22 protein-coding genes are annotated in these 24,069 nt (G+C 72.6%); 9 read left to right on the top strand and 13 right to left on the bottom strand.

Features of this window, described 5'->3' with window-relative positions; genetic code table 11:
- Position 1: 1 nt before the first annotated feature.
- The 6 genes from B5P21_RS12320 to B5P21_RS12345 form a co-directional block, all read right to left on the bottom strand.
- Positions 2-1,855, bottom strand: a complete 1,854-nt coding sequence (locus B5P21_RS12320) for a hypothetical protein (protein WP_246865284.1) — start codon at positions 1,853-1,855, stop codon at positions 2-4.
- Positions 1,856-1,976: 121 nt separating this feature from the next.
- Positions 1,977-3,995: a glycosyltransferase gene (locus B5P21_RS12325; protein WP_045527031.1), complete on the bottom strand. Its 2,019-nt coding sequence runs from the start codon at positions 3,993-3,995 to the stop codon at positions 1,977-1,979.
- Positions 3,995-5,158, bottom strand: coding sequence for a UDP-galactopyranose mutase (gene glf, locus B5P21_RS12330; RefSeq protein ID WP_045527029.1), 1,164 nt, complete (start codon positions 5,156-5,158; stop codon positions 3,995-3,997). The genes B5P21_RS12325 and glf overlap by 1 nt, the downstream gene beginning before the upstream one ends.
- A 78-nt stretch (positions 5,159-5,236) precedes the next feature.
- Positions 5,237-6,085, bottom strand: coding sequence for a glycosyltransferase (locus tag B5P21_RS12335; RefSeq protein ID WP_045527027.1), 849 nt, complete (start codon positions 6,083-6,085; stop codon positions 5,237-5,239).
- A gap of 207 nt (positions 6,086-6,292) precedes the next feature.
- The gene (locus tag B5P21_RS12340; protein ID WP_094171211.1) at positions 6,293-7,255 is read right to left on the bottom strand and encodes a glycosyltransferase; all 963 of its coding nucleotides are present in this window, start codon (positions 7,253-7,255) and stop codon (positions 6,293-6,295) included.
- Positions 7,252-9,465, bottom strand: a complete 2,214-nt coding sequence (locus B5P21_RS12345) for a hypothetical protein (RefSeq protein WP_094171212.1) — start codon at positions 9,463-9,465, stop codon at positions 7,252-7,254. The genes B5P21_RS12340 and B5P21_RS12345 overlap by 4 nt, the downstream gene beginning before the upstream one ends.
- Before the next feature lie 272 nt (positions 9,466-9,737).
- On the opposite strand from B5P21_RS12345, the gene B5P21_RS12350 reads away from it, so the two are divergent.
- Genes B5P21_RS12350 through B5P21_RS12360 form a run of 3 tightly spaced genes read left to right on the top strand, consistent with a single transcriptional unit; the run spans position 9,738 to position 12,594 of the window.
- Positions 9,738-10,592 (top strand): glycosyltransferase family 2 protein, encoded by an 855-nt coding sequence (locus tag B5P21_RS12350; protein ID WP_045530180.1) that lies wholly within the window; start codon positions 9,738-9,740, stop codon positions 10,590-10,592.
- Entirely contained in the window at positions 10,589-11,620 is a 1,032-nt protein-coding gene (locus B5P21_RS12355; protein ID WP_045527023.1) for a glycosyltransferase, read from the top strand. The genes B5P21_RS12350 and B5P21_RS12355 overlap by 4 nt, the downstream gene beginning before the upstream one ends.
- Positions 11,617-12,594, top strand: a complete 978-nt coding sequence (locus B5P21_RS12360; RefSeq protein ID WP_045527021.1) for an NAD-dependent epimerase/dehydratase family protein — start codon at positions 11,617-11,619, stop codon at positions 12,592-12,594. The genes B5P21_RS12355 and B5P21_RS12360 overlap by 4 nt, the downstream gene beginning before the upstream one ends.
- Before the next feature lie 25 nt (positions 12,595-12,619).
- Here B5P21_RS12360 and rfbA read toward each other — a convergent pair whose 3' ends face one another.
- From rfbA to B5P21_RS12375, 3 genes are read right to left on the bottom strand one after another with little or no spacing between them, the layout of a single operon-like run.
- Positions 12,620-13,483: a glucose-1-phosphate thymidylyltransferase RfbA gene (gene rfbA / locus B5P21_RS12365; protein ID WP_094114409.1), complete on the bottom strand. Its 864-nt coding sequence runs from the start codon at positions 13,481-13,483 to the stop codon at positions 12,620-12,622.
- Positions 13,484-13,486: 3 nt separating this feature from the next.
- A complete protein-coding gene (locus B5P21_RS12370) occupies positions 13,487-14,092 on the bottom strand; it encodes a dTDP-4-dehydrorhamnose 3,5-epimerase family protein (RefSeq protein WP_045527017.1) in 606 nt (201 codons plus the stop codon).
- 25 nt (positions 14,093-14,117) lie between these two features.
- Positions 14,118-14,570 carry a GtrA family protein gene (locus B5P21_RS12375; protein WP_045527014.1) on the bottom strand — a complete coding sequence of 151 codons (453 nt, stop codon included), beginning with the start codon at positions 14,568-14,570 and terminating at the stop codon, positions 14,118-14,120.
- 180 nt (positions 14,571-14,750) lie between these two features.
- Between B5P21_RS12375 and rfbB the strand changes: the two genes are divergently transcribed.
- From rfbB to B5P21_RS12400, 5 genes are all read left to right on the top strand, one after another.
- Positions 14,751-15,740 (top strand): dTDP-glucose 4,6-dehydratase, encoded by a 990-nt coding sequence (rfbB, locus tag B5P21_RS12380; RefSeq protein ID WP_045527012.1) that lies wholly within the window; start codon positions 14,751-14,753, stop codon positions 15,738-15,740.
- Entirely contained in the window at positions 15,737-16,591 is an 855-nt protein-coding gene (gene rfbD, locus B5P21_RS12385; RefSeq protein ID WP_045527011.1) for a dTDP-4-dehydrorhamnose reductase, read from the top strand. Before rfbB ends, rfbD begins: the two co-directional genes overlap by 4 nt.
- 94 nt (positions 16,592-16,685) lie before the next feature.
- Positions 16,686-17,555, top strand: a complete 870-nt coding sequence (locus B5P21_RS12390) for an ABC transporter permease (RefSeq protein WP_080939283.1) — start codon at positions 16,686-16,688, stop codon at positions 17,553-17,555.
- Positions 17,539-18,285 (top strand): ABC transporter ATP-binding protein, encoded by a 747-nt coding sequence (locus B5P21_RS12395; protein ID WP_086520771.1) that lies wholly within the window; start codon positions 17,539-17,541, stop codon positions 18,283-18,285. Before B5P21_RS12390 ends, B5P21_RS12395 begins: the two co-directional genes overlap by 17 nt.
- Before the next feature lie 94 nt (positions 18,286-18,379).
- Complete coding sequence (locus B5P21_RS12400) at positions 18,380-19,519, top strand: glycosyltransferase family 4 protein (RefSeq protein ID WP_080939282.1); 1,140 nt, start codon at positions 18,380-18,382, stop codon at positions 19,517-19,519.
- 20 nt (positions 19,520-19,539) lie between these two features.
- On the opposite strand, the gene B5P21_RS12405 is transcribed toward B5P21_RS12400, so the two are convergent.
- Genes B5P21_RS12405 through B5P21_RS12415 form a run of 3 tightly spaced genes read right to left on the bottom strand, consistent with a single transcriptional unit; the run spans position 19,540 to position 22,592 of the window.
- Entirely contained in the window at positions 19,540-20,889 is a 1,350-nt protein-coding gene (locus B5P21_RS12405; protein WP_094171213.1) for an LCP family protein, read from the bottom strand.
- Positions 20,886-21,410, bottom strand: a complete 525-nt coding sequence (gene purE / locus B5P21_RS12410; protein ID WP_045527006.1) for a 5-(carboxyamino)imidazole ribonucleotide mutase — start codon at positions 21,408-21,410, stop codon at positions 20,886-20,888. The genes B5P21_RS12405 and purE overlap by 4 nt, the downstream gene beginning before the upstream one ends.
- Before the next feature lie 54 nt (positions 21,411-21,464).
- Positions 21,465-22,592 (bottom strand): 5-(carboxyamino)imidazole ribonucleotide synthase, encoded by a 1,128-nt coding sequence (locus tag B5P21_RS12415; protein ID WP_045527005.1) that lies wholly within the window; start codon positions 22,590-22,592, stop codon positions 21,465-21,467.
- A gap of 136 nt (positions 22,593-22,728) precedes the next feature.
- Here B5P21_RS12415 and B5P21_RS12420 point away from each other — a divergent pair, with 136 nt between their 5' ends.
- Positions 22,729-23,232 carry a GtrA family protein gene (locus B5P21_RS12420; RefSeq protein ID WP_045527004.1) on the top strand — a complete coding sequence of 168 codons (504 nt, stop codon included), beginning with the start codon at positions 22,729-22,731 and terminating at the stop codon, positions 23,230-23,232.
- A 39-nt stretch (positions 23,233-23,271) separates the two neighbouring features.
- Here the strand turns inward: B5P21_RS12420 and B5P21_RS12425 are convergent, their stop codons facing one another.
- A complete protein-coding gene (locus B5P21_RS12425) occupies positions 23,272-24,066 on the bottom strand; it encodes a PH domain-containing protein (RefSeq protein ID WP_045527002.1) in 795 nt (264 codons plus the stop codon).
- Positions 24,067-24,069: the final 3 nt, after the last annotated feature.

A 24,069-nucleotide genomic window follows, 5' to 3' on the forward strand; every position in this document is an offset into this window, starting at 1 on the left:
ATCAGTAGGCCGCGCCCACCGGGATGCGGGCGAGGGCCGCGGCGCCCATCGTGGTGATGGTCGGCGACGACGTGCCCGCGAGGGCGACGAGCTTGGCCCAGCTCGACACCGGCCGGGCCTGGCCGCCCTGGAGGACGTACACGCTGGGGTCGGCCGCGCTCTTCACGAGCACGGACCCCGTCACCGTGCCCCCCGTCGCGTCGAGGGTGCGGCACGTGGTGGGCACGAGGTCCGTCACGGGGAGGCCCGTCGACCCGGGGTTCGCGAGGGCGACGATGCTGCCCTGGGTGGCGAGGTACGAGGTGCCGCCGCAGCGCACCAGCAGCGACAGGTTCGCCGCCGACCGCGCGTACCCGTCGAGGGTGCCCTGGGTCACGGTGCTGTAGGCCCGGCCGAGGCCGAGCTCGCGGGTGACGGCGAAGTCGAGCACGCCGACCTTGCGGTTCAGCCCGTCGACGACGTAGACGTCGGCGCTGCTCGCCGACTTCACGAGCGTCCCGGGCTCCAGCGCCACGTGGCCCGTGGAGTACCGGGCGCCGACCTGGGAGCGCATCTGCGCGACGAAGGCGGACGCGCCGCCGTTGAGCGCGACGAGCGCCGACCAGCTGGACACCGGGTACTTGGCGCCGCTGTCGAGGCGGTACGCCGTGCCGTCGCCGGGCAGCGTGAAGAACGCGCTCATGGCGCCGGCCTGCGGGACCGCACGGAGCTGGCCCGGGTCGAGCGGGACGGCGGCCGAGCAGCTGTAGCCGTATGACGCGACCAGGTCGCAGGAGGAGAACGCGTGCTGCCTGTCGCCCTGCACGAGGCTGATCGTGCCGTCGGACGGGTCGCGCACGAGCTCGGACGCGGGGACGCCCGTGGCCAGCGCGTCGAGGTACGAGCGGCCGACCGTGCTGATCCCGCCGAGCGCGGAGAGCGTCTGGTAGACGGCGAAGTCGGTGACCGGGTGCTTCTGCCCGCCGCTGACCAGGTAGACGCTGTCGTCGGTCGCGACCTTGACGAAGGCGGACACGGGCCCGTCGCTCGTGCTGCCGAACCAGTCGGAGTAGAGGCGCCAGAAGTTGCGGTTGCCGTACGAGGAGCACGAGTCGCCCGTGCCGTAGAGGTTCCGGAGCGCGGCCGTGTTGGGCTGGTACGGCGTGTAGATGTAGAGGCCGGCCGTGGCCTGGTTGCGGATGGTGACCTGCGAGGATCCGCAGTCGGCGTTCGGGTGCCAGAGGATGCGGTTGCTGCGCCCGGCCTGGTAGTTCCAGCGCGTCGGCGTGGACTGGTACACCTTGAACTGGTGCGCCGCGTTGTAGACCTGGTTGAAGAAGCCGTAGTAGAGGGAGTCGCACGCGGCGGTGTCCGGGCAGCCGTACCCCGTGGCGCTGCGGAACTGGCGGTCGCTGGGCGTGCTGTCGGTGACGAGCCCCTGCTCCTTCTCCAGGAGCACGAGCAGGGCGGCCTGGCTGACGCCGCACGCGCGGCCGACCCAGTAGACGATGTCGGCACCGCTGAGGCGCGACGCCTGGAGGCTCGAGCAGCGGCTGTCCGCGGCGCGCGCCGGCGTGCTCTCCACGTAGTTCCTGAGGCACACGTAGCCGGAGGCGCAGCTCGGGACGCGCGCCTGCAGGAAGGACTGGATGTCGCCCTGCGACATCGCGTCGCCGTCGTAGAACTTGGCGTCGCTGATGATCATGCCGGGGTCGAAGTCCGCGCCGGACGCCGCCTGCGCGGGGTCGGCCGAGCCGCCGATGGTGCCCGTGCCGACGAGCCCGAGCCCGAGCGCGACGGCCCAGACGGCCAGGCAGGCGATCAGCCGTGAGCGTCGGCGCGCGCGCCGCATCGTGTCCACCCCGTTGTCGAACAAGTGCGTCCCCCTGCGTCCCCGTGCCGTGAGATGCGATTCTCACACACGAAGGGGCGTCCGCCGCACCGTGGTGCGGATCGGATGCCCCTCGGCGCTCAGCGGACGATGGATCCGCGGCTTGCTACTTCTTCCGGCGGCCGGCCTGCGGCTGGTCGACGCCGAACGTGCGGGCCCAGGTCTCCGGGCTCGTGACCGTGGGCAGGGCCGCGCGGTACGCGGCCTTGAGCTGCGGCCAGCGGGCGAGGATGCGCCAGCGGAGCACGATGCTCGTCCACAGCATGCGGCGGAAGAGGACGGGATCGCGACGGTGCAGCAGCGCGGCCGACCCCTCCGCGTTGGAGACGAGGACGCTGTCGAACGAGGGGACGACCCACCAGCGGGCGTCCTCGAACGCGAGGTGCGCCTCCGGCCCGCGCGTCGCGGCCTTGCTGAGCGGGGCGAACGCGTGGCGCGCCACCGTCCGGGCGAGCCACACGAGGCGGGCGATGCCCGCGGGGGCGCCTCCCCCGCGCCGACGCTGCGGCTTGTCCGGCGGGACGATCTCGGGGAGGGCGGCGCGGTCCTTGATGGGGACGCCGTCCGTGAAGCCCTGCGCCAGCTCGCGCGTGCGGGCGAGGCGCGTCACCATGTCCTCGTGCAGGCCGCGCGGCCCGCGGAGGATGTTCCGGTACGCCTCGTGCCGCGCGGCGAGCGCGAAGTACTGCATCGAGACCAGGTGCCGGACATCCGTGGCGAGGTTGGCGGTGAGGAACCGGCCGCCGCGCTCGTAGGGCGAGTGCAGCAGCGCCGCGATGAGGCGGTTGCGCGCGTGGAAGAACGCCTGCCAGTCCTGCGAGTCGTCCTTGTCGACCCAGGACACGTGCCAGACGGCGGCCCCCGGGAGCGTGACGGTCGGCACGCCGACCTCCTTGGCGCGCAGCGCGTACTCGGCGTCGTCCCACTTGATGAACACGGGCAGCGACAGGCCGACCTGCTTGATCGTGGAGACGGGGATGAGGCACATCCACCAGCCGTTGTACTCGGCGTCGACGCGGCGGTGCATCCACCGGGTCTGGCGGAGGTTCGAGGCGCTGAAGTCGTGGCGCGTGGGCGTGACGGGACCCCACATGAAGTTCCACATGTCGAAGCCCTCGGCGTACGCGTGGAGCTTGCTCTTGTCGTACATGTCGAACATGTGGCCGCCGACGATCGTGGGCGTCCGCGCGTAGTCCGCGAACTTCACGGCGCGGCGGATGCTCTCGGGCTCGAGCGTGATGTCGTCGTCCATGACGAGGACGTAGTCGCTCGCGCCCTCCTTGAGCGTCTCGTACATGCCGCGGGAGAAGCCGCCGGATCCGCCGAGGTTGGCCTGGTCGATGACGCGGAGCTTCGCGCCGAGCAGCTCCTGCGCGCGCGGGAACGCGGGCTGGTCCGCGACCTTCTGGGTGCCCTGGTCGGTGACGTAGACGTGGTCGAGGAGCGCCGCCACGTCCGGCTTGTCGCCGATGTCGGTGAGGAGCTTCACGCAGTACTCGGCGCGGTTGAGCGTGGTGATGGCGATGCTGACGGATCCCGCGGCACCCGCCGTGGGGGCGGATCCCTCCGGGGCGTACCAGCCGGCCTGGACGAGCGCGAAGTCGGCCTCCTCGCCCATCAGGTCGAACCAGTACCAGCCGCCGTCCGCGAAGAAGGTGAACGGGAGCTCGAAGCGGGAGGTGGCGGAGCCGGACACCGCGGCGCCGTCGACCTTCTGGATCACGCCGCGCGCGTTCGAGCGGTAGACGATGACCTGGCCCTCGCCGCGGGTCTCCACCTCGAGCACGACGCCGTCGAGCGTGGTGCTCGCGCGCCAGTAGGAGGCGGGGAACGCGTTGAAGTAGGTGCCGAACGACACCTTCCTGCGGTGGGGCACCTGGAAGCCGCGGTCGCCGCGGATGGCGCTGATGATGCCCATGTCGCTGAGGCGGACGACGGCGTTGTGCGTGTCCGAGTCGACCACGCGCAGCGGCGAGCGCCGGCGCTTCTCGGGGGCGACCGGGATGCTCGTCCAGTAGTCCGCGTCGACGTACAGCGGGACGATGTCCGGGTCGTGCTCGGACGGCAGGATGACGCGCTGGATGAGGTCGAGCTCCCCGGGAGCCCCCTCGCCGGCGGCGGCCATCAGGACGCGTCCTTCACGAGGACGGGCTTGAGCCTGTTCTCGTACATCGAGAGCGCCGCGCCGATCGCCATGTGCATGTCGAGGTACTGGTACGTGCCGAGGCGGCCGCCGAAGAAGACGCCCTCCTCCTGCTTGGCGAGCTCGCGGTACTTCAGCAGGCCCTCGCGGTCGGCCGCCGTGTTGACCGGGTAGTACGGCTCGTCGTCGCCCTCGGCGAAGCGCGAGTACTCGCGCATGATGACCGTCTTGTCAGCCGGGGCGTCGCGCTCCGGGTGGAAGTGGCGGAACTCGTGGATGCGCGTGAACGGCACGTCGGAGTCGGCGTAGTTCATGACGGGCGTGCCCTGGAAGTCGCCGACCGGGAGCACCTCGCGCTCGAAGTCGAGCGTGCGCCACGACAGCGCGCCCTCCGAGTAGTCGAAGTAGCGGTCGATGGCGCCCGTGTAGACCACGGGCACCTTCCCCACGACGGAGGCCCGGTTGACCTCCTGCGTCTCGTCGAAGAAGTCGGTCTCGAGGCGGACCTCGATGTTCGGGTGGTCGGCCATGCGCTCGAGCCAGGCGGTGTACCCCTCGACGGGCAGGCCCTCGTGCGTGTCGTTGAAGTAGCGGTTGTCGTACGTGTAGCGCACGGGCAGGCGGCTGATGACCTCGGCCGGCAGGTCCGTGGGATCCGTCTGCCACTGCTTCGCGGTGTAGTCGCGGATGAACGCCTCGTAGAGCGGGCGCCCGATGAGGGAGATGCCCTTCTCCTCGAGGTTCTTCGCCTCGCCGGCGTCGAGCTCGGAGGCCTGCTCGGCGATGAGGTCGCGCGCGGCCTGGGGGCCGTGGGCGGAGCGGAAGAACTGGTTGATGGTGCCGAGGTTGATCGGCAGCGGGAAGACCTCCCCCTCGTGCTCCGTGTAGACGCGGTGCACGTAGGGCGTGAAGTCCGTGAAGCGGTTGACGTACTCCCACACCGTCTCGTTCGACGTGTGGAACAGGTGCGCGCCGTAGCGGTGCACCTCGATGCCGGTCTCCGGGTCCTTCTCGCTGTACGCGTTGCCGCCGATGTGGTCGCGGCGGTCGATGACGAGGACCTTGAGGCCCAGCTCCTCGGCGACGCGCTCCGCGATCGTGAGTCCGAAGAAACCGGACCCGACCACTACGAGATCAGGGCTCATGGCACATTCCTTTGCTGGGGTGGCGCCCGACGGGCGCTCGACGGGCGCTCGACGGGACTGGTCAAGGGTAACGGGGGATCAGGCGCGGGCCCGCGGGACCGTCCGGTCGCGCGTGATCAGGCGACGGTACAGCCCGCGGCGGACGGCCTCGGGGATGAGGCGGTAGCTGCCGCGGACCAGCACGTTGCGCAGGGCCTGCGTGGGCGACGTGAAGCGGCGGCGGCGGAACTCCCGCTGGAGCCGCAGCTCGGCGACGAGCTGCGCGACGCCGCCGCGGCGGGCGTAGGCGCCCGCGCTCACGCGGTACATGACGAGCGGATCCGGGAGGTTCTCCACCCGCGCGCCCGACTGGATCATGCGCGCGAAGAGGTAGTAGTCCTCCATCAGGCCGAGCGGCATGTAGCCGCCGGCCCGCTTCACCGCGGCGCGCCGGTACACGACGGTGGGGTGGTTGAACGGGTCGTGGAAGCGCGCGTAGCGGGAGATGGCGTCGGCGCCGACCGGCGGGGTGCGGCGTCCGGCGATGGTGCCGACGTCGTCCGCGAACTCGTACATGCCGGTGCCGACCAGGTCGAGGCCGCCGGAGATGAGCGCCAGCTGGCGGGCGAAGCGCTCGGGGAGGCTGATGTCGTCGGCGTCCATCCGGGCCACGACGTCGTGCGCGCAGGCCTCGAGCCCGCGCTCGAGGGCATAGGCGAGTCCCATGTTGCGCGGGAGCTCGACCGTGACGACGGGGACGGGCGACGCCTCCGCGAGCTCCGCCATGGTGCGCGCGAGCTCGGCCGACACCGGGCCGTCGCGGACGACGACGACCTCGTCCGGTCGGAGCGCCTGGTCGTCGACGCTGCTGCGGAACGCCCGACGGAGGAACTCGGGACGGTCGCCGCGGTACACGGGGAGGAGGAGCGAGAAGGCCTCGGTGGGCACGGGTCCTCCATCATGTTCCGTGCTGCGTGCGCAGCGGGGCCGTCGGTGCCGGACGGGCGGCCGGGCGGGCCGGGTCGCGTCGAGCACCAGAGTCTACCGGGAGCCGGGCTGGGGATCCCGGCGGCGATGCGGCCCGGCGCCCGTGCCGCCCGGCGGGACGGGACGGACGACGGGCCGCCGACGCCGTGCCGTCCGGCGCGGGAGCGGTCAGGCGCGACCGGCGCCCGCCTCGATGCGGCGGACGCCCTCGGTGATGCCGCCGAGGCCGGCGAGGACCTCCGCGGCCGGGCGGGGCTGGCTCCCCAGGCCCTGGCGGATCCCGTCGACCAGGCCGCGGATCAGCAGCGGCCGGTCCGCGGAGCGCGCGATCGTCCGCGCCCAGCTGACGAGCGCTGCACCCGCGTAGAGCACGCGCTCGGCGGGCGAGAGGGCGCGGGAGAGCCGCAGCATCCAGATCTTGTTGCGCACCTCGAAGACGAAGCGGGCCCCGGGATCCACGTCCGTCGACCCGAACGTGCGGGTGCGGTGCTCCACCGTGCTCCCGTGCACGAGGTAGCCGCGGCCGCGGCGCAGGAGGCGCGCCGAGTACTCGAAGTCGTCGTTCCAGAGGAAGTAGTCGGCCATCGGCAGGCCGTGGGCGCGGATGGCCTCGGCCTCGATCATCATCGACACGAAGGACGCCGTGCGGACGGGCGTGCAGCCGTGCCCGGCGGCGCGCGCGACGCTCGCCCGGGACGCCGACGGCCTCGTGCGCGGCGTGTTCATGGGATGCGGACGCCCGTCCGTCCAGCGCACGGCGGACGCGAGCACGACGGTGCCGCGCGGGGCGGCGGCGCGCGCGCGCAGCAGCTCCTCGAGCGCGGGGGGATCCGGGACGGTGTCGTCGTCCATCAGCCACACCAGCTCGGCGTCGTGGACCCGGAGCGCGCGCTCGATGCCCGCGGTGAACCCGCCCGCTCCCCCGGTGTTCGTCGGCAGCGTCGTGAGCGCGACCTCCGGGAAGCGCGCGCGGATGACGTCGGCCGACCCGTCCGTCGAGGCGTTGTCGATGACGACCACGTCGTGCAGCGGCACCGTCTGCGCGGCCAGCGCCGCGAGGGTCTCGACGACGAGCTCCCGGCGGTTCCAGGCGACGACGACCGCGACGACGCGCGGCGGCAGCCCGCTCATCGCGCGGTCACCCGGCGGCGGCGCACGACGAGGCGGCCGATCGCCCATGCCGCCGTGAGGAGGATCACGAGGGCGGCGGACGCGACCTGCACCTGCCAGCCCGGGCTCCAGAACGACACCGTGACGGTCTTCCCCACATCCGCCGCGGAGACGTCCACGCCGAGCAGGAAGCCGTCGACCGGCTTCGCGCGCAGCTCGGCGCCCGACACCTGGTACCCCGGCCAGGGGATGAGGGCCATGGCGACCGTGCCGCCGTCGGCCGGGGCGGCGTCCACGCGGAAGGTGGATCCCATCGGGTCGTCGTGCAGCAGCGTCACCCGCGTGCCGTCCGACGTCCACGCGACCCCGCCCGCGCCCCGCAGCGGGGTGTCGCGGACGATCGTGCGCGTGGTCGGGGTGTCCTCGACGACGCTCCAACCGGCCGGGACGTCCTCCCAGTCGCTGCGCGCGACGGTCTTCGCGGGGTCGCTCCCCCGCTGGGCCTTGATGACCTGCACGGTGCTCGCGCCGATGAGGTCGACCAGGTCGACCCCGGTGTCGGATCCCTTGACGGGCTGGAAGAGGCGCTCGTACAGCGCCCCGCAGGTGAGCCCGTTGAACTGCATGCAGACCTTGTTGCCGTAGCCCGGGTAGTAGACGGAGGAGTACGCGTTCTGGACCGGCTTGCCCGTGACGTACCAGGAGTTGCCGAGGAGGGTCTCCGCGTAGTCGGTGGTCTGCGGGAAGCCGACGACGAGGATGTCGCCCTCCGCCCGCGGGAGCTGCGTGCTGTAGGCGCTGACGTCCGCGGGGAGGTCGTACGTCTCCAGCGGGGACTTCGGCGATCGGTAGTGCTGCGGCACGAGGAGGGCGACCGTGCCGACGATCGCGACGACGGCCATGGCCGCGGACCGGGACCGGCGCGTGGCGCGGGCGCGGTCGGCGACGCGGCCGAGGGCGGCGGGCCCGCGACGCGGGCGCCAGCCGACGGCGAGCCCGTAGACGAGGAGCACGAGGGCGCCGACGAGCGCGACGGCCACGATCGCCGGCTTGAGCGCCCGCGGATCCTGGGTCAGGAGCAGCGCGCCGTCGACGGCGACGATCGCCCAGGCGGCGTAGAGGTGGCGGCGGGTGAGGACGCGGCGCATGCTGCGCGAGAAGCCGAGCGCCAGGACGACGAGGATGACGGCCGTGAGGTACGGGACGATGCGCACGGGGTAGCGGAGCGGCCCGATCTCCGACGGGGCGAGAACGCCCGCGATCGCGGCGACGCCGATGATGAGGATGGACGGCCGCCCGCGCAGCAGGGCCCAGAGCCGGCGCCAGTCGATGAGGACGAGCAGCGGGAGCAGCCAGGAGATGTAGGTGATGGGGGCGCCCGGGATGTTCCCCACGTAGTAGTCCATGAACGGGCTGCCCATGGGCATCCCCGAGATGGCCAGGTCGCTCAGGTCGACCGTGAGGAAGCCGTCGTTGCCGATGGAGTTCGAGCGCCCCGACACGGACGAGGTGAGCACGCCGGGCAGGTGGACCAGGACCGCGAAGAGCCCGGCGATGACCGAGAGCCCGAGGGCACGGAGCACCTCGGGACGGCGGCGCCGGATGAGCGCCTCCACGAGGAGCGCGCCGAGCGCCCCGGCCAGCATGAGCGTGGCGGCGGCGTAGCCGATGCCCACCACGGTGACGGCCGCGAGCACCGCGCCGACGGGGTTCGCGCCGGCGCGCACGACGCGTCGCGACAGGCCGACGGCGAGCGGCCAGAACGCCCAGGCCATGAGGCCGTTGACCCACGAGGGGGCGTCGAAGTAGAGGGTGAAGCCGGCCAGGGGCACGGCGGTGGCCACGACCGCGGACCAGGGGCGGGTCACGCCGTAGGCGCGGGCCAGCACGTAGAGGCCGGCGGAGGCGATGGCGAGGCAGACCAGCTTGACGATGGTCGAGTACAGGGCGGCGTTCGACATGAGCTGCGAGCCGAGGCCGACGGCCCAGAGGAAGGGGCTGTAGATGCCCCACGCGCCCTCGGCCTGGTAGTTGCCGGACTGCCACACGGTCGGGTTGAGCAGGGACCAGTTGCCGTCGAGGATCCGCCGGCCGATCTCGAACCACTGGCCGTAGGCCCCCGCCTCCGTGTCGTTCACGAAGTAGTAGCCCGTGAAGAAGAGCATCGGGATGATCGCGCCGACCACCGTGGCGGCGACGGCGGCGGTCGGCCACAGGAGCTTGCTGCGCATGGGGAGAGGAATCCGTTCGTCGTGTGCCGCCCGGACCGGCTGGGTCGGCGGGGGCGGGACTCACCCTAACGCCTGGGTCCTCCCGGCCCCGTGAGCACCACCCGGTGCGCACCGCGGCCTCCCGGGTCGCGGGCGGGCGCCGTGAGAGGATGGCCCCCGTCCGCACGCGCACCGCGGTCGCCCACGGTCTCCGTCGCACGTCGCACGATGACGTGCACCGGGTGGGCCTCGACCCGGGCGCGTCCCCTCCTGCCTCGCCGAAGGAGAGCCACGTGCCCCCACGCGTCTCGATCGTCATCCCCGCCTACAACAACGCCGACTACCTCCAGGAGACGGTGGACTCCGTGCTGGCGCAGACGTTCGCCGACTTCGAGGTCGTGATCGCGGACCACTCCTCCACCGACGGCACCTGGGACGTGATGCAGCGCTACGCCGACGAGCCGCGCGTCCGCCTGCTCCGCACCGACGCGGGCGGCGGGGCCCTCCGCAACTGGAACCGCGTGAGCCAGGAGGCCCGGGGCGAGCTGATCAAGCTGGTCTGCGGCGACGACCTCCTCTACCCCACCATCCTCGAGCGGCAGGTGGCCGAGCTCGACGCGTCGCCGTCGGTCGTGCTCGTCGCCAGTCCGCGCGACATCGTCGACGCCGACAGCCGGCCGGTGGTGCGCGACCACGGCGTCTCCGGATCCCGCATCGCCATCACGGGCGCCGCGGCCGTCCGCCGCACCATCCGCTCGGGCACCAACATCTTCGGCGAGCCGGGCTGCGTGCTCATGCGCCGGGCCGACCTCGAGGCCGTGGGCTGGTGGGACTCCCGCTGGCCCTACCTCATCGACGAGACCACGTACGCGAAGGTGCTGCTCCGCGGCGACTTCGCGTCCGTCGGGCCGAAGGCCCTCGCGGGCTTCCGCATCTCGGACTCGCAGTGGAGCGTGCGCCTCGCGGGCGAGCAGGCCAGCGCCGCCGCCGGGTTCCACCGCTGGGTGCTCGAGGCGCACCCCGGCGTCGTCTCCCGCGCGGACGTCCGGCTCGGCGACATGATGGCCCGGGCCAAGGCGCTCTCCCGCCGGCTCGTGTACCTCTACCTCGGACGGCGCATGTCGCGCTCGGCCGGGAGCGCCGCGTGAGCGCCGTCGAGCCGCGGGACGCGGGGGCCGACGTGCTGCCCCCCGACCACTCCGTCTCCGTCGTCATCCCCGTGTACCAGGGGGAGCTGACGCTCGAGGCGCTGATCGCCGAGATCCAGCCCTTCACCGTCCCGCAGATCACGCGCGACGGCCACAGCTACGCCGTGACCGAGGTGCTCCTCGTCTTCGACAACGGGCGCGACGGCTCCCCCCGCGTCCTCCGCGAGCTCAAGCGCCTGCACCCCTTCGTCCGTCCCATCTGGCTGAGCCGCAACTTCGGGCAGCACGCCGCGACGCTCGCGGGCATGGCGTCGTCCGGCGGCGACTGGATCGTCACCCTCGACGAGGACGGCCAGCACGACCCGGGCTTCATCCCCGACATGCTCGACGTGGCCATGCGCGACCTCGCCTCGGTCGTGTACGCGAAGCCGACGAACACGCCGTCGCACGGGTTCCTGCGGAACGTCGCGTCGCGCGGCGCCAAGGTCGTCCTCAACGCCATGTCCTCCGACCAGGACGCCGAGCAGTTCCAGAGCTACCGGCTCGTGCTCGGCTCCGTCGGCCGGAGCGTCGCCGCGTACGCGGGGTCGGGCGTGTACCTCGACATCGCGCTCGGCTGGGTCGCGAACCGCATCTCGACGTGCGACATCACCCTCCGGGACGAGGGCGAGCGGCAGTCCGGCTACTCGCCGCGCCGCCTCTTCTCGCACTTCTGGCGGATGGTGCTCTCCAGCGGCACGCGGGGCCTGCGGGCCGTGAGCGTGCTCGGGGCGCTCTTCCTCGTGGTCGCGCTGATCTTCGTGATCGTCATCGTCGTCAGCCGCCTCACCGACAACTCGGTGCCCGCCGGCTGGGCGTCGACCATCGTCACGATCCTCGCGTCGAGCGGCATCATCCTGTTCTCCCTCGGGATCATCGCGGAGTACGTCGGCGTCTCGGTCGGCATGGCGCAGGGCCGGCCCGCGTACCTGATCGTGCGCGACCCCCTGGACGGCCCGCACGGGCGTCCGCCGCGCGGGCACGTATGACGTCCGCCGTCCCCGTCTGGATCATCGGCGCGCGCGGCCTCCTCGGCGCGTCGCTGCTCGACGCCCTGACGGCGGATCCCCGGTGGGCTCCCGTCGCCGCCCGACCGCTGCCCTGGTCGACCACGGACGAGTCCGTGATGCGGGCGGCCGCGCGCACCGAGGCGGAGCGGCTCCTCGAGGTGGGCCGCGCCGCCGGCCGCTGGGCCGTCATGTGGTGCGCGGGCGCCGCGGTCACCGGGAGCACGCGCGCGCAGCTGGACCACGAGCTCGGGCAGCTCGAGGCGGTGCTCGACGAGATCGCCCGGGCCGCCGAGACCGCCCCGGCACCCGGCGGCGCGCTGTTCTACTCGTCGTCCGCGGGCGGCGTGTACGCGGGAGCGGCCCGCCCGCCCTTCACGGAGGCCACGGAGCCCCGGCCGCTCGCGCCCTACGGGGAGGCGAAGCTCCGCGCGGAGGCCCTCGTGCGGGCGTTCGGCGAGCGCGCCGGCGTGCGCACGCTCATCGGGCGCATCGCGAACCTGTACGGGCCGCGCCAGGCGGTCGGCAAGCCGCAGGGCCTCATCACGCAGCTGGCCCGCGCCAACCTCTCCCCCACCCCGGCGTCGATCTACGTCCCGCTCGAGACGGTGCGCGACTACCTCTACGCCGACGACTGCGCCGGCCTCGTGCGCGACGCGACCGCGCGCCTCCTGGAGCTGCCCGCGGACACCCACGTCGTCAAGATCCTGGCGTCCGGCCAGCCCGTCACCATCAGCGCGCTGCTCGGGCACTTCACGGCCCTCGGCAAGGCGCGGCCGCACGTGATGCTCGGCCTCTCCCCGCTCGCGGGCTACCAGGCGGTCGACCTGCGCCTCGAGAGCGTCGTGTGGCCGGACCTCGACGAGCGCGACACGATGCCGCTGCCCGCCGGGATCCACATCACGGCGCAGGCCCTCATCTCCGGCCTGCAGTCCGGCGAGCTCACCGCCCGCTGACGCCGGCCAGACCAGCCGGGCGGCGCTACGCGTCGAGCAGCGTGACGAGGTAGCGCCCGTAGCCGCTCTTGATGAGCGGACGCGCGAGCTCCTCGAGGGCGTCGCGGTCGATCCAGCCGGCGCGGTACGCGATCTCCTCGATGCAGCCGATCTTGAAGCCCTGGCGGTCCTCGATGACCTTCACGTACTCGGACGCCTGCATCATGCTCTCGAACGTGCCGGTGTCGAGCCACGCGGTGCCGCGGTCGAGCACCTGCACGTGGAGGCGGCCGGCCTGGAGGTAGTGGTCGTTGACGGCGGTGATCTCGAGCTCGCCGCGCTCGCTGGGCTGGATGCCCTTCGCGATCTCGACCACGTCGTTGTCGAAGAAGTAGAGGCCGGGCACCGCGTACGCGCTCTTCGGCTGAGCCGGCTTCTCCTCGATGGACACGGCCGTGAAGTCGTCGTCGAACTCGACCACGCCGTATGCCGTGGGATCGGCCACGTGGTATGCGAAGATCAGCGCGCCGTCGATCTCGGTGTTCTTCCGGAGGCTCGTGCCGAGGCCGGCCCCGTGGAAGATGTTGTCGCCGAGGACGAGCGCGACCGAGTCGTCGCCGATGAACTCCTCGCCGATGACGAAGGCCTGCGCGAGGCCGTCGGGCGAGGGCTGCACCGCGTACTCGATGCGCATGCCGAGGTGCGATCCGTCGCCGAGCAGGGCCCGGAACTGGTCGTTGTACTCGGGCGTCGTGATGATGAGCACCTCGCGGATGTCCGCCATCATCAGGGTCGACAGGGGGTAGTAGATCATCGGCTTGTCGTAGATCGGCATCAGCTGCTTGCTGATGCCCTTCGTGATCGGCCAGAGCCGGGTGCCGGAGCCGCCGGCCAGGATGATGCCCTTCATGGGTCAGCTCGCCTTCTGGGATTCGTGGAAGGCGCGCATGTCCGACCAGGTGGGGAGGAGCCCGGCGGCCGCCGCCTCGGCGAGCGTCGGGGCCTCGAGGTCCTTCGGGGAGAGGAGCGGCTCGCCCGCCTCCTCGGGGAAGACGAGTCCGACCTCGGGGTCGAGCGGGTCGATCCCGTGCTCGGCGCCCGGGTTGTAGACGTCGCTCACGAGGTAGGTGACGGCCGCGTCGTCGGTCAGCGCGACGAAGCAGTGGCCGAGGCCCTCGGAGATGTAGACGGCCTTGTGGGTCTCGGTGTCGAGCCGCACGCTGTCCCACTGCCCGAAGGTCGGGGATCCGACGCGGATGTCGATGACGAAGTCGAGCACGGCGCCGGAGACGGCCTTCACGTACTTGGCCTGGCCGCGCGGCACGTCGGCGAAGTGCACGCCGCGGACCACGCCGCGCTTCGACACGCTCATGTTGGCCTGGCGCAGGTCGAGCCGGTGGCCCACGACGCGCTCGAGCTCGTCGAACCGGTACCACTCGAGGAACACGCCCCGGTCGTCGGCGCGCTGGACGGGGGTGATCTCGTAGCCGTCGGGCACGGCGAGCTCTCGGATCTGCACGGGTCGGAGTCTAGCAACGGGCCGGTCAGCGGCCGGCCCGGCCCTCGTCGGGGGGCCGGCGGAACGAGAACCAGCGGTGCCCGACGTAGCTGATGAGCGTGATCACCACCACGATGAGCGCCTGGGCCACGAGACGCGGGACGCCCGCCGCGACGAGCAGCGGCAGCGAGACGGCGTTGAGCGCGATGGACACGGCGTACACCGACACGAAGCGCGCGAGGTCGCGCAGAACGTGGCCGCGGACGCGGAACACGAGCCGCCGGTACAGGGCGAACGCCACGAGCACGGCCACGGCGTAGCTCCCGGCGAGCGGGACGAGCGACCCGAGCACCGGCAGCCCCGCCGCGTCGAGCACCCGTCCCGCGGTGGCGGCGAGCCCCGCGAAGAGGAGGAACGCGAAGACGGTGTTGAAGCCGCCGACCAGGAGGAACGCCACGCGCTCGTCGCGGAGGAGCGCGCGGATGCGGGAGGCGGCCATCCCCGCATCCTGCCCGCTCACCCCCGGGATCCGCCGTGCGGCCCGCGCCTCCCCCGCACGGGGACGTGGCCACGGGGGCCGTCGCCGGTACACTCGCAGGCGGTCCGCCCCCGAACAGCAGCGGACTCTCCCCCGACGTCGGCCCACCCGCCCGGCGTCTCGACGACAGGACACATCCCCATGAGGATCCTCGTGACCGGCGGCGCCGGCTTCATCGGCTCCAACTTCGTGCGCCACGCGCTCCAGGACCACTACGCCGGGCTCGAGGGCGCCGACGTCGTCGTGCTCGACGCGCTCACCTACTCGGGCAACCTCGAGAACCTCGCGCCCGTCAGCGACTCCCCGCGGTACACGTTCGTCCAGGGCGACATCCGCGACGACGCCGTGCTCGACGAGTGGATCCCGCAGGTCGACGCGGTCGTGCACTTCGCGGCCGAGAGCCACGTCGACCGCTCCGTCCGCGACGCGAGCATCTTCGTCGAGACCAACGTGCTCGGCACGCAGAAGCTCCTCGACGCGGCCCTCCGCCACGACCTCAAGCGCTTCGTGCACGTCTCCACCGACGAGGTCTACGGATCCATCGCCGAGGGTTCGTGGGACGAGGAGCGGCCGCTCGAGCCGAACTCCCCCTACTCGGCGTCGAAGGCCGGCAGCGACCTGCTCGCCCGCTCGTACCACCGCACGCACGGGCTCAACGTCTCCATCACGCGCTGCTCGAACAACTACGGGCCGTACCACTTCCCCGAGAAGGTCATCCCGCTCTTCGTCACGAACCTCATCGACGACAAGCACGTCCCGCTCTACGGCGAGGGCCTCAACATCCGCGACTGGCTGCACGTCGACGACCACTGCCGCGGCATCGCGCTCGTGCTCGTGCAGGGCGCGCCCGGCGAGATCTACAACATCGGCGGCGGCACCGAGCTCACCAACCGCGAGCTCACGCAGCTCCTGCTCGACGCCACCGGCCGCGACTGGTCGTACGTCGACCGCGTCGAGGACCGCAAGGGCCACGACCTGCGCTACTCCGTCGACATCTCCAAGATCCAGCGCGAGCTCGGCTACGCACCGCAGGTGCCGTTCGAGCAGGGCCTCGCCGACGTCGTGCAGTGGTACCGCGACAACCGCGCGTGGTGGGAGCCGCTGAAGGCGCGCGCCGAGCTGCCCGCGTGAGCCGGATCCTCGTCACGGGCGGGCGCGGCATGCTCGGCCAGGACCTCCTCCCGGCCCTCGCCGCGCACGACGCGACGGCGCCCGCGCGCGCCGAGCTCGACATCACCGACGAGGCCGCCGTCCGCGCCGCCGTCGCCGGGCACGACGTGGTCGTCAACCTGGCCGCGTACACCGCGGTCGACGCGGCCGAGGAGCACGAGGACGCGGCCCGGGCGATCAACGCGACCGGCGCCGGCGTGCTCGCGCGCGCGGCCGCCGACGCGGGCGCGCGCATCGTGCACGTCTCCACCGACTACGTCTTCGACGGATCCGCGACCTCCCCCTACCCGGAGGAGGCGCCCCACGCGCCCGTCTCCGCCTACGGCCGCACCAAGGCCGAGGGCGAGCGGCTCGTGCTCGACGGCCACCCGGAGGGCGCGAGCGTCGTCCGCACCGCATGGCTGTACGGCGCGGGCGGCGCGTCCTTCCCCTCCACGATGCTGCGGCTCGCGGCCTCGCACGACACGGTCTCCGTGGTCGACGACCAGCGCGGCCAGCCGACGTGGACGGTCGACCTCGCCGCGCGCATCGTCGAGCTCGTCGACGCCGGCGCGCCCGCGGGCGTCTTCCACGGCACGGCCACCGGCGAGGCGACCTGGTACGAGCTCGCGCGGGCCGTCTTCGCGGAGGCGGGCCTGGATCCCGAGCGCGTGCGGCCCACCGACAGCGCGTCCTTCGTGCGCCCCGCCCCGCGCCCCGCCTACTCGGTGCTCGGGCACGACGCCTGGGCCCGCGTCGGCCTCGTGCCGCTCCGCGACTGGCGCGCGGCGCTGTCCGACGCCGCCCGGCACGGCGTCCTCCGGGCGCGCTGACGGTTACACTCGTGTCCGGTCCGATCCCGGACACCCGAGCCGATCCCGCTCCGCGCCCCGCGCGGGCCCCACGCAGTCCGAAGGGCACCATCACGTGTCGAGCATGACGAGTTCCCAGTCCCGGGAGTTCTCGAGGCCCGGCACGGGCGCGGGGCTCCTGGACGTGTACCGCCGCCGCTACCTCCTCTCCCTCCTCGTGAAGAAGGAGGTGCAGGTCAGGTACCGCGGATCCGTCCTCGGCTGGCTCTGGTCGTACGTCAAGCCGGCGGCGCAGTTCGCCGTGTTCTTCGTGGCGATGGGCGTGTTCCTGCAGCTGAACCGCAACCAGGTGAACTACCCCGTCTACCTGTTCTCCGGGATCATCCTCATCAACTTCTACACGGAGGCCTTCTCCAACTCCACGAAGTCGCTCGTGGACAACGGGGCGCTGATCAAGAAGATCTACCTGCCCCGGGAGCTGTTCCCGGTGTCGAGCACGTTCGTGGCGCTCGTCAACTTCCTGCCGCAGCTCGTGATCCTGCTCGTCGTCTGCCTGCTGGTCGGCTGGGCTCCGACACCCGTGCAGGTGCTCGGGATCTTCCTCGCGGTCGCCATCATCGGCACGCTGGCCATCGGCCTCGGCATGCTCTTCGGCGCCGCCAACGTGTCGTTCCGCGACTCGCAGAACTTCGTCGAGCTCATCGTCATGGTCGTCGTGTGGGCCTCGCCCGTGCTCTACCCCTACGCGCAGGTCGCGAAGGTGCTGCCCGACTGGCTGCTCGTGATCTACCAGCTCAACCCCGTCACCGCGGCGGTCGAGCTGTTCCACGCCGCGTTCTGGTACCCGACCACGGGCGGCGCCGGCGAGCTGCCGCCGAACCTCTGGGTGTACGGGTTCATCGCCCTCGGCGTCTCGCTCCTGAGCCTCCTGCTCGGGCAGCTCGTCTTCAAGAAGCTGGAGGGGCGCTTTGCCCAGGACCTCTGAGTCGGACGCGCTCCCGCGCATCATCGTCGAGAACGTGCGGAAGTCGTTCCTCCTCCGCCACACCCACTCCATCAAGGAGACGGTCATCGCGGCCGTCCGCCGGAAGCCGCTGGCCTCCACCTTCGACGCGCTCGACGACGTCAGCTTCTCCGTCCGGCCCGGCGAGTCCGTGGCCCTCATGGGCTTCAACGGATCCGGCAAGTCCACGCTGCTCAAGCTCATCTCGGGCGTCTACCAGCCCGACAGCGGCGAGGTGCTCGCGCGCGGGCGCATCGCCGGCCTCATCGAGGTGGGCGCGGGCTTCCACCCCGACCTCTCGGGCCGCGAGAACATCTACCTCAACGCCGCGATCCTCGGCATGGAGCAGCACGAGATCGACGCGCGCTTCGACCAGATCGTCGAGTTCAGCGAGATCGAGAAGTTCATCGACACCGAGGTCAAGCACTACTCCTCGGGCATGTTCCTGCGCCTGGCGTTCTCGGTCGCGATCCACACCGAGGTCGACATCCTGCTGGTGGACGAGATCCTCTCGGTGGGCGACGAGCCGTTCCAGCGCAAGTGCCTCGCGAAGATCCGCGAGCTGCACGACCAGGGGAAGACCCTGGTCGTCGTGAGCCACGACCTCGACATGGTGTCGGACCTCTGCGAGCGCGGGATCCTCATCCAGTCCGGGAAGGTCGCGTTCGACGGCCCGTCCAAGGACGCGGTCGAGCGGATGCGCCGGAGCTGAGCCCGGCGGCGCCGCGCCCTCCCGGGTTCCCGGGCGCCGCGCCGGTACGATGGTCCTCCCGCGGGCCGACCCGACACCCGCGCGATGGAGGACCGTGACCACCACGCTGCGCGTGATCATCGACCAGCTGACCGGCCCGACGCCCGGCGGCATCGGCCGCTACGCCGAGGACCTGACGAGCGCGATCGTCGCCGCGACGCCCAGCGGGTGCGAGGTCGAGGGGGTCGTCTCCGCGATCACGCCCGAGCAGACGGCCGACCTCGAGGCGCGCTTGCCCGGCCTCGCGCGCATCACGCGCGTCCCGCTCCCCCGCCGCGAGCTCTCCCGTGCCTGGCAGCTGGGCCTCCCGACGCCCGGCACGACCGGCATGGTCCACGCGCCCGGCCTCCTCGCGCCGCTGCGCCGCCACGACCGCGTGAACACGAACGACCAGATCGTCGCCACCATCCACGACGTCAACGCGTGGACGCACCCCGAGAGCATGACGAGCGCATCCGTCTCCTGGACGAAGGCCATGGCCAAGCGCGCGCGCAAGCACGCCGACGCCGTCGTGGTGCCCTCGCACGCGCTGGCCGAGGAGCTGGCGCGCTACGTCGACCTGGGCGACCGGGTGCGGGTGATCGGCGGGGCCGTCAGCCCGCGCATCGCCCTGCCCGAGGATCGCGCCGCCCGTGCCGCGGAGCTCGACCTGCCCGCCGACTACCTGCTCACCGTCGGGAGCCTCGAGCCGCGCAAGGGCGTCCAGGCGCTCGTGGAGGCGCTGGCCCGTCCCGAGACCGGCGACCTGCCGCTCCTCATCGTCGGCCCCGCCACATGGGGCGACGTCGAGCTCGCGCAGGTCGCCGACGAGGCGGGCGTCGACCCGTCGCGCGTGCGGAGCCTCGGATCCCTCACGGACGCCGACCTGGCCGTCGCCCTCGACCGCGCCACGGTCTTCGTGCACCCGAGCCTCTCGGAGGGCTTCGGCCTCCCGGTCGTGGAGGCGCTGTCGTTCGGCACGCCCGTCGTGCACTCGGACGCGCCGGCCCTCCTCGAGGTCGCGGCGGACGCGGGCGTGGTGGTGCCACGCGAGGACGCCGCCGGCTACCCGCTGCGCCTCGCCGAGGCCATCGGCGGCCTGCTGTCCGACACGGCCGCACGCGAGCGCCTCGCTGTCGTCGGCCAGGACCGCGCCCGGGCCTTCAGCTGGCGCGACTCGGCCGAGAAAGTCTGGCAGCTGCACGCCGACCTGTAGGCGCCGCCCCGCCCCGGGGATCAGCCCGCGGAGCCGTTCGCGAACTGCTGCTGGATCGCCTCGCGGATGGCCGGGAAGTCGGGCTTCTGCGAGTCGAACCTCGGCGGCACGATCTCCAGGTCGTCGATGGGCTGGTCCTTCGTCTTCAGCGCGAGCTGCGTGAAGTAGCCGAGCATGCCGCGCGGGATGTCGGTCTTGACCACCTGCTGGCCGGCCTGGGCGATCGCGTCGAACTTGGTGAGCACGTTGGCCGGGTCGAACTGCTTCAGCACCGCCTGCTGCACCTCGCGCTGGCGCGACATGCGGTCGTAGTCGGTGGTCTGGTAGCGGGAGCGCGCGTACCAGAGCGCGTGGTAGCCGTCGAGCTTATGCTGACCCGGCTCGATCCACTCGGGGATGGGCACCGGGCGGAACTTGTCGTCGTGCCCGGATCCCATGCCGATGCGGCGCTGGACGTCGATGTCGATGCCGCCGAGCGCGTCCACCATCTCGGAGAAGCCCTGCATGTCGATGAGCGCGTAGTACTGGATCGTGAGCCCCGTGACGCCCTGCACGGCCTCGCGCATCGCCTCGATGCCGGGGAGGCTGCCCTTCGCCTTCGCGTCGGGGTAGAGGTCCTGCTTGTAGACCTCGACCTCGGTGTAGATCGAGTTGAGCATGCAGGCGTCGACGTCGCAGCGCTGGTAGCCGTTCGGGTAGCGCTCCTTCAGGGGCGAGCCGTCGGAGAACGGGACCTTCTCCATGTCGCGCGGGAGGCCCACCATGGTCGCGCGCCCGGTGTCGGCGTCGATGCTGACCACGGTGATGCTGTCGGGGCGCAGGCCGGCCCGGTCGCTGCCCGCGTCGCCGCCCAGCAGCATGATGTTGTACCGCCCGTCGACCGGGGCCTCGGTGGCGTAGTCGCCGAAGATCCCGCCGAGGGCGCCGCGGCCGACGCCGACGATGTAGGCGGCGTAGCCCGCGGATCCCGCCGTGCCGACCAGGAGCAGCACCGACAGCGCGGCGATGACCGGGCGGGCCCGGGGAGCGACGCGGACGATGCGCGCGAGCCGCAGGGTGTCGAGCGCGAGCACCACCCACAGCACGGCGTAGGCCGCCAGCAGCACCTGCGCGGCGAGGAGCAGCCACTCCTGCGACACGATCTGGATGAGCGCGCCGCGGGCGAACAGCGCGAGTCCGCCGACGACGACGACGAGCGCCCACACGACCAGCGTGGAGGCAAGGCCGATGCGGCCGAGGCGGCGGTTCCCGGCGAGGACCTGGGCGCTCCCGGGGATGAGGACGTTCAGCACCACGAGCCACCAGGCCCGGGTGGTCATGATGCGCGGGGACCGGGTATCCGGGTGCCGGATGGGCTGGGTGAGGCTCACGTCCGCGACGAGACCTTCTGCTGCAGCGCGGCGTTCTTCCGCTCCACGAGCTCGGCGAGCTCGGCGCGGTGGCGGGCGAGGGCGCCCGCGATGCGCTCGTCCGAGGTGGAGAGGATGCGCGCGGCGAGCAGCCCCGCGTTCTCCGCCCCGCCGATGGAGACGGTGGCCACGGGCACGCCCGCGGGCATCTGCACGATCGACAGCAGGGAGTCCATGCCGTCGAGGGTCGCGAGGGGCACGGGCACGCCGATGACGGGCAGCGTGGTGACGGACGCGATCATGCCCGGCAGGTGCGCGGCGCCGCCTGCACCCGCGACGATGACGCGGATCCCCCGCTCGCGCGCCGTCTGCCCGTAGGCGATCATGCGCTCGGGCGTGCGGTGCGCGGAGAGCACCTCGACCTCGTGGGCGATGCCGAGGGCGTCGAGCGCGAGGGACGCCTTCTCCATCACGTTCCAGTCGGAGTCGGAGCCCATGACCAGGCCGACGCGTGCAGGGGTGTCGGGATTCACGGGCTCCATGCTAGGTGGCGGATCCTGCGGGACCGCCACGCCACGCAGCCCGCCCGCGCGCGGTCAGCCCCGGAAGAACGTCGCCGCCGCGCGCGCCCGGTACGCGGTCTCGTCCAGGTCGTCGCCCACCACCGTGACGTGCCCGACCTTGCGGCCGGGTCGCGGGTCCTTGCCGTAGAAGTGGAAGCGCGCGTCCGGCTGGTCGGCGAGCGCCCGCGGGTAGCGGTCCGCGACGGTGCCGGACTCCGGGCCGCCGAGCACGTTGATCATGACCGACCACGGCGCGAGCGGCCGGGTGGATCCGAGCGGCAGGTCGAGCACCGCGCGCAGGTGCTGCTCGAACTGGCCCGTGACCGCGCCGTCCATCGACCAGTGCCCGGTGTTGTGCGGGCGCATCGCCAGCTCGTTGACGAGGAGGCGCCCGTCGACGGTCTCGAACAGCTCGACCGCGAGGACGCCCGTGACGCCGAGCCCCTCGGCGATCCCGCGCGCCATCTCCTCCGCCGCCTCGCGCAGGCGGGAGCTCGCGCCGTGCGCCGGCGCGATGACCTCCGCGCACACGCCGTCGCGCTGGATCGACTCGACGACGGGCCAGGCCGCGATGTCGCCCGAGGGGCGGCGCGCGACGGACTGCGCGAGCTCGCGGGCGTAGTCGACGAGCTCCTCGGCCAGCAGCGCGTCCCCGGCGCCGAGCGCGGCGAACCAGTCGTCGGCCTCGTCGGCTGCGCGCACCACCCGCACGCCCTTGCCGTCGTAGCCGCCGCGCGGCGTCTTCACGACCGCGACGCCGCCGTTGTCGGCGAGGAACGCGGCGAGCGCCTGCCGGTCGGCGACGCGCGCCCAGATCGGCACCGGGACGCCCAGCTGCTCGAGGCGCTCGCGCATGAGCAGCTTGTCCTGGGCGACGAGCAGGGCGTCCGGGCCGGGGTGCACCGCGACGCCCTCGGCGACGAGCGCGCGGAGGACGTGCTGCGGCACGTGCTCGTGGTCGAACGTGATCACGTCGACGTCGCGGGCGAAGGCGCGGACGACCTCGAGGTCGCGGTAGTCCCCGACGGCCGTGGCGGCGAGCCCCGCGGACATCCCGTCGGCCTCGGCGAGCACGCGGATCCCGATGCCGAGCTCCACGGCGGGCGCGATCATCATCCGGGCGAGCTGGCCGCCTCCGACGACTCCGACGGTGGGCGTCATGGTGTCCTCCTCGTACAGGTGGGTGGGCCCGCAGGCGCCCGCGGGCGGCCTGGGGACGGTCGGTGGGCGGGACCAGCCGGTATCATCGTCCGTCACGCCACCCGCCATCCTCCCCCATCCAGGACGGACCCCGCCCATGTCCCCCCGTCGCTCCCTCGCGTCGCTCGGCGTCCAGATCGCGCAGTTCGGCGTCGTCGGCGGCGCGGGCTTCCTGGTGGACCTCGCGGTCTTCAACCTGCTGCGCGCCACGGTCTTCCACCCCGACGCCGTCGAGGCCGGCCCGCTGCTCGCCAAGGTCGCCTCGACCGTGGTCGCCATCGCCGTCAACTGGGTGGGCAACCGCTACTGGACCTTCGGCAAGCAGCGCACCACCCGCCGCGGCCGGGAGGCGCTCGAGTTCCTGGCGGTGAGCCTCCTCGGCATGGTCATCGGGCTCGCGTGCCTGTACGTCTCGCACTACGTGCTCGGGTACACGTCGCCGCTCGCGGACAACGTCTCGGCCAACGTCATCGGCCTGGGGCTCGGATCCGCGGTGCGCTTCGTGCTCTACCGCCAGTGGGTCTACTCCCCCGCCCGTCGCCACGCCGCACCGCAGGCGGCCGCGCGCACCGAGGACGCCGACCGGGTCGCGGTCTCCTAGCTCCCGCCGACGCGGGGCCGGGCGCCGACGCGGGACCGGTCAGCCGCGCTGCCAGGGCTGCGTGTCGTCCGGCCACACGGAGCGGGCCTCGTCCTGCTGCCGCCAGGACGGGTCGCCCGGCCGGCCGCGGCGCGACTCCTCCTGGCGGCGCCGCTCGGCCACCATGTTCGCGTTCTCCTCCATGAGGTCCTGCAGCGCCTGGACGACGAGCACCGCGGAGGGCACGTCCCGGAGCACGACGGGCGACTCGAGGCCGGCGTTGATCGTGACGTGGCCGCTGCGGTGCAGGTGCTGCAGGGGGCCGCGGCGGAGGGTGACGTCGTACCCGCGCGAGTGCAGCAGCTCCTGCCGGGTGCGCACGAAGAACCCGTGCGAGACGATGAGGCGCCGCGTCGTCACCGTGTAGCGGCGGTTCAGCCAGACCAGCACGGGCAGCAGCGTGACGAAGACCGCGACGCCGGCGAGCGACACGAGGAGCAGCGCGTTCTCCCACGGCTCCGGGAACCAGCCGCCGAAGTACCCGCCCGTGAGGCAGATCGCGAGGAGCAGCAGCACCGGAAGGGTCAGCGCGCGGCCGTGCGGCCGGAGGCGGACGAGGACGCGCTCGGGATCCGCGGCCGCGACCTGCGTGGTCGGCGCGGCGGGCGGGGCGGCGGGTCGGCCGAGGCGCGGATCCACGTCGTGCGACGAGGTCAGGCGACCGGCGCCGTCCTCGGCGACGCGACGGCGCTCCTCCTTCTCGGCCTTGCGGCGGGCCCGGCGGCCGCCGCGGACGGGGAGCGCCCGCCCGCCCTCTCCGGGTGCGTACCGCTCTGTGTCACCCGTGTGCGCCATGCC

The sequence above is a fragment of the Clavibacter michiganensis subsp. insidiosus genome (assembly GCF_002240565.1).
GTDB lineage: Bacteria > Actinomycetota > Actinomycetes > Actinomycetales > Microbacteriaceae > Clavibacter > Clavibacter insidiosus.

What these genes read in the sequence shown, in the direction of transcription:
- B5P21_RS12415 (WP_045527005.1), bottom strand. Translation starts at nt 22,592, where the DNA reads ATGACGCCCACCGTCGGAGTCGTCGGAGGCGGCCAGCTCGCCCGGATG.
- B5P21_RS12325 (WP_045527031.1), bottom strand. Translation starts at nt 3,995, where the DNA reads ATGGCCGCCGCCGGCGAGGGGGCTCCCGGGGAGCTCGACCTCATCCAG.
- B5P21_RS12425 (WP_045527002.1), bottom strand. Translation starts at nt 24,066, where the DNA reads ATGGCGCACACGGGTGACACAGAGCGGTACGCACCCGGAGAGGGCGGG.
- rfbA (WP_094114409.1), bottom strand. Translation starts at nt 13,483, where the DNA reads ATGAAGGGCATCATCCTGGCCGGCGGCTCCGGCACCCGGCTCTGGCCG.
- B5P21_RS12375 (WP_045527014.1), bottom strand. Translation starts at nt 14,570, where the DNA reads ATGGCCGCCTCCCGCATCCGCGCGCTCCTCCGCGACGAGCGCGTGGCG.
- B5P21_RS12360 (WP_045527021.1), top strand. Translation starts at nt 11,617, where the DNA reads ATGACGTCCGCCGTCCCCGTCTGGATCATCGGCGCGCGCGGCCTCCTC.
- glf (WP_045527029.1), bottom strand. Translation starts at nt 5,158, where the DNA reads ATGAGCCCTGATCTCGTAGTGGTCGGGTCCGGTTTCTTCGGACTCACG.
- B5P21_RS12420 (WP_045527004.1), top strand. Translation starts at nt 22,729, where the DNA reads ATGTCCCCCCGTCGCTCCCTCGCGTCGCTCGGCGTCCAGATCGCGCAG.
- B5P21_RS12340 (WP_094171211.1), bottom strand. Translation starts at nt 7,255, where the DNA reads ATGAGCGGGCTGCCGCCGCGCGTCGTCGCGGTCGTCGTCGCCTGGAAC.
- rfbB (WP_045527012.1), top strand. Translation starts at nt 14,751, where the DNA reads ATGAGGATCCTCGTGACCGGCGGCGCCGGCTTCATCGGCTCCAACTTC.
- B5P21_RS12345 (WP_094171212.1), bottom strand. Translation starts at nt 9,465, where the DNA reads ATGCGCAGCAAGCTCCTGTGGCCGACCGCCGCCGTCGCCGCCACGGTG.
- purE (WP_045527006.1), bottom strand. Translation starts at nt 21,410, where the DNA reads ATGGAGCCCGTGAATCCCGACACCCCTGCACGCGTCGGCCTGGTCATG.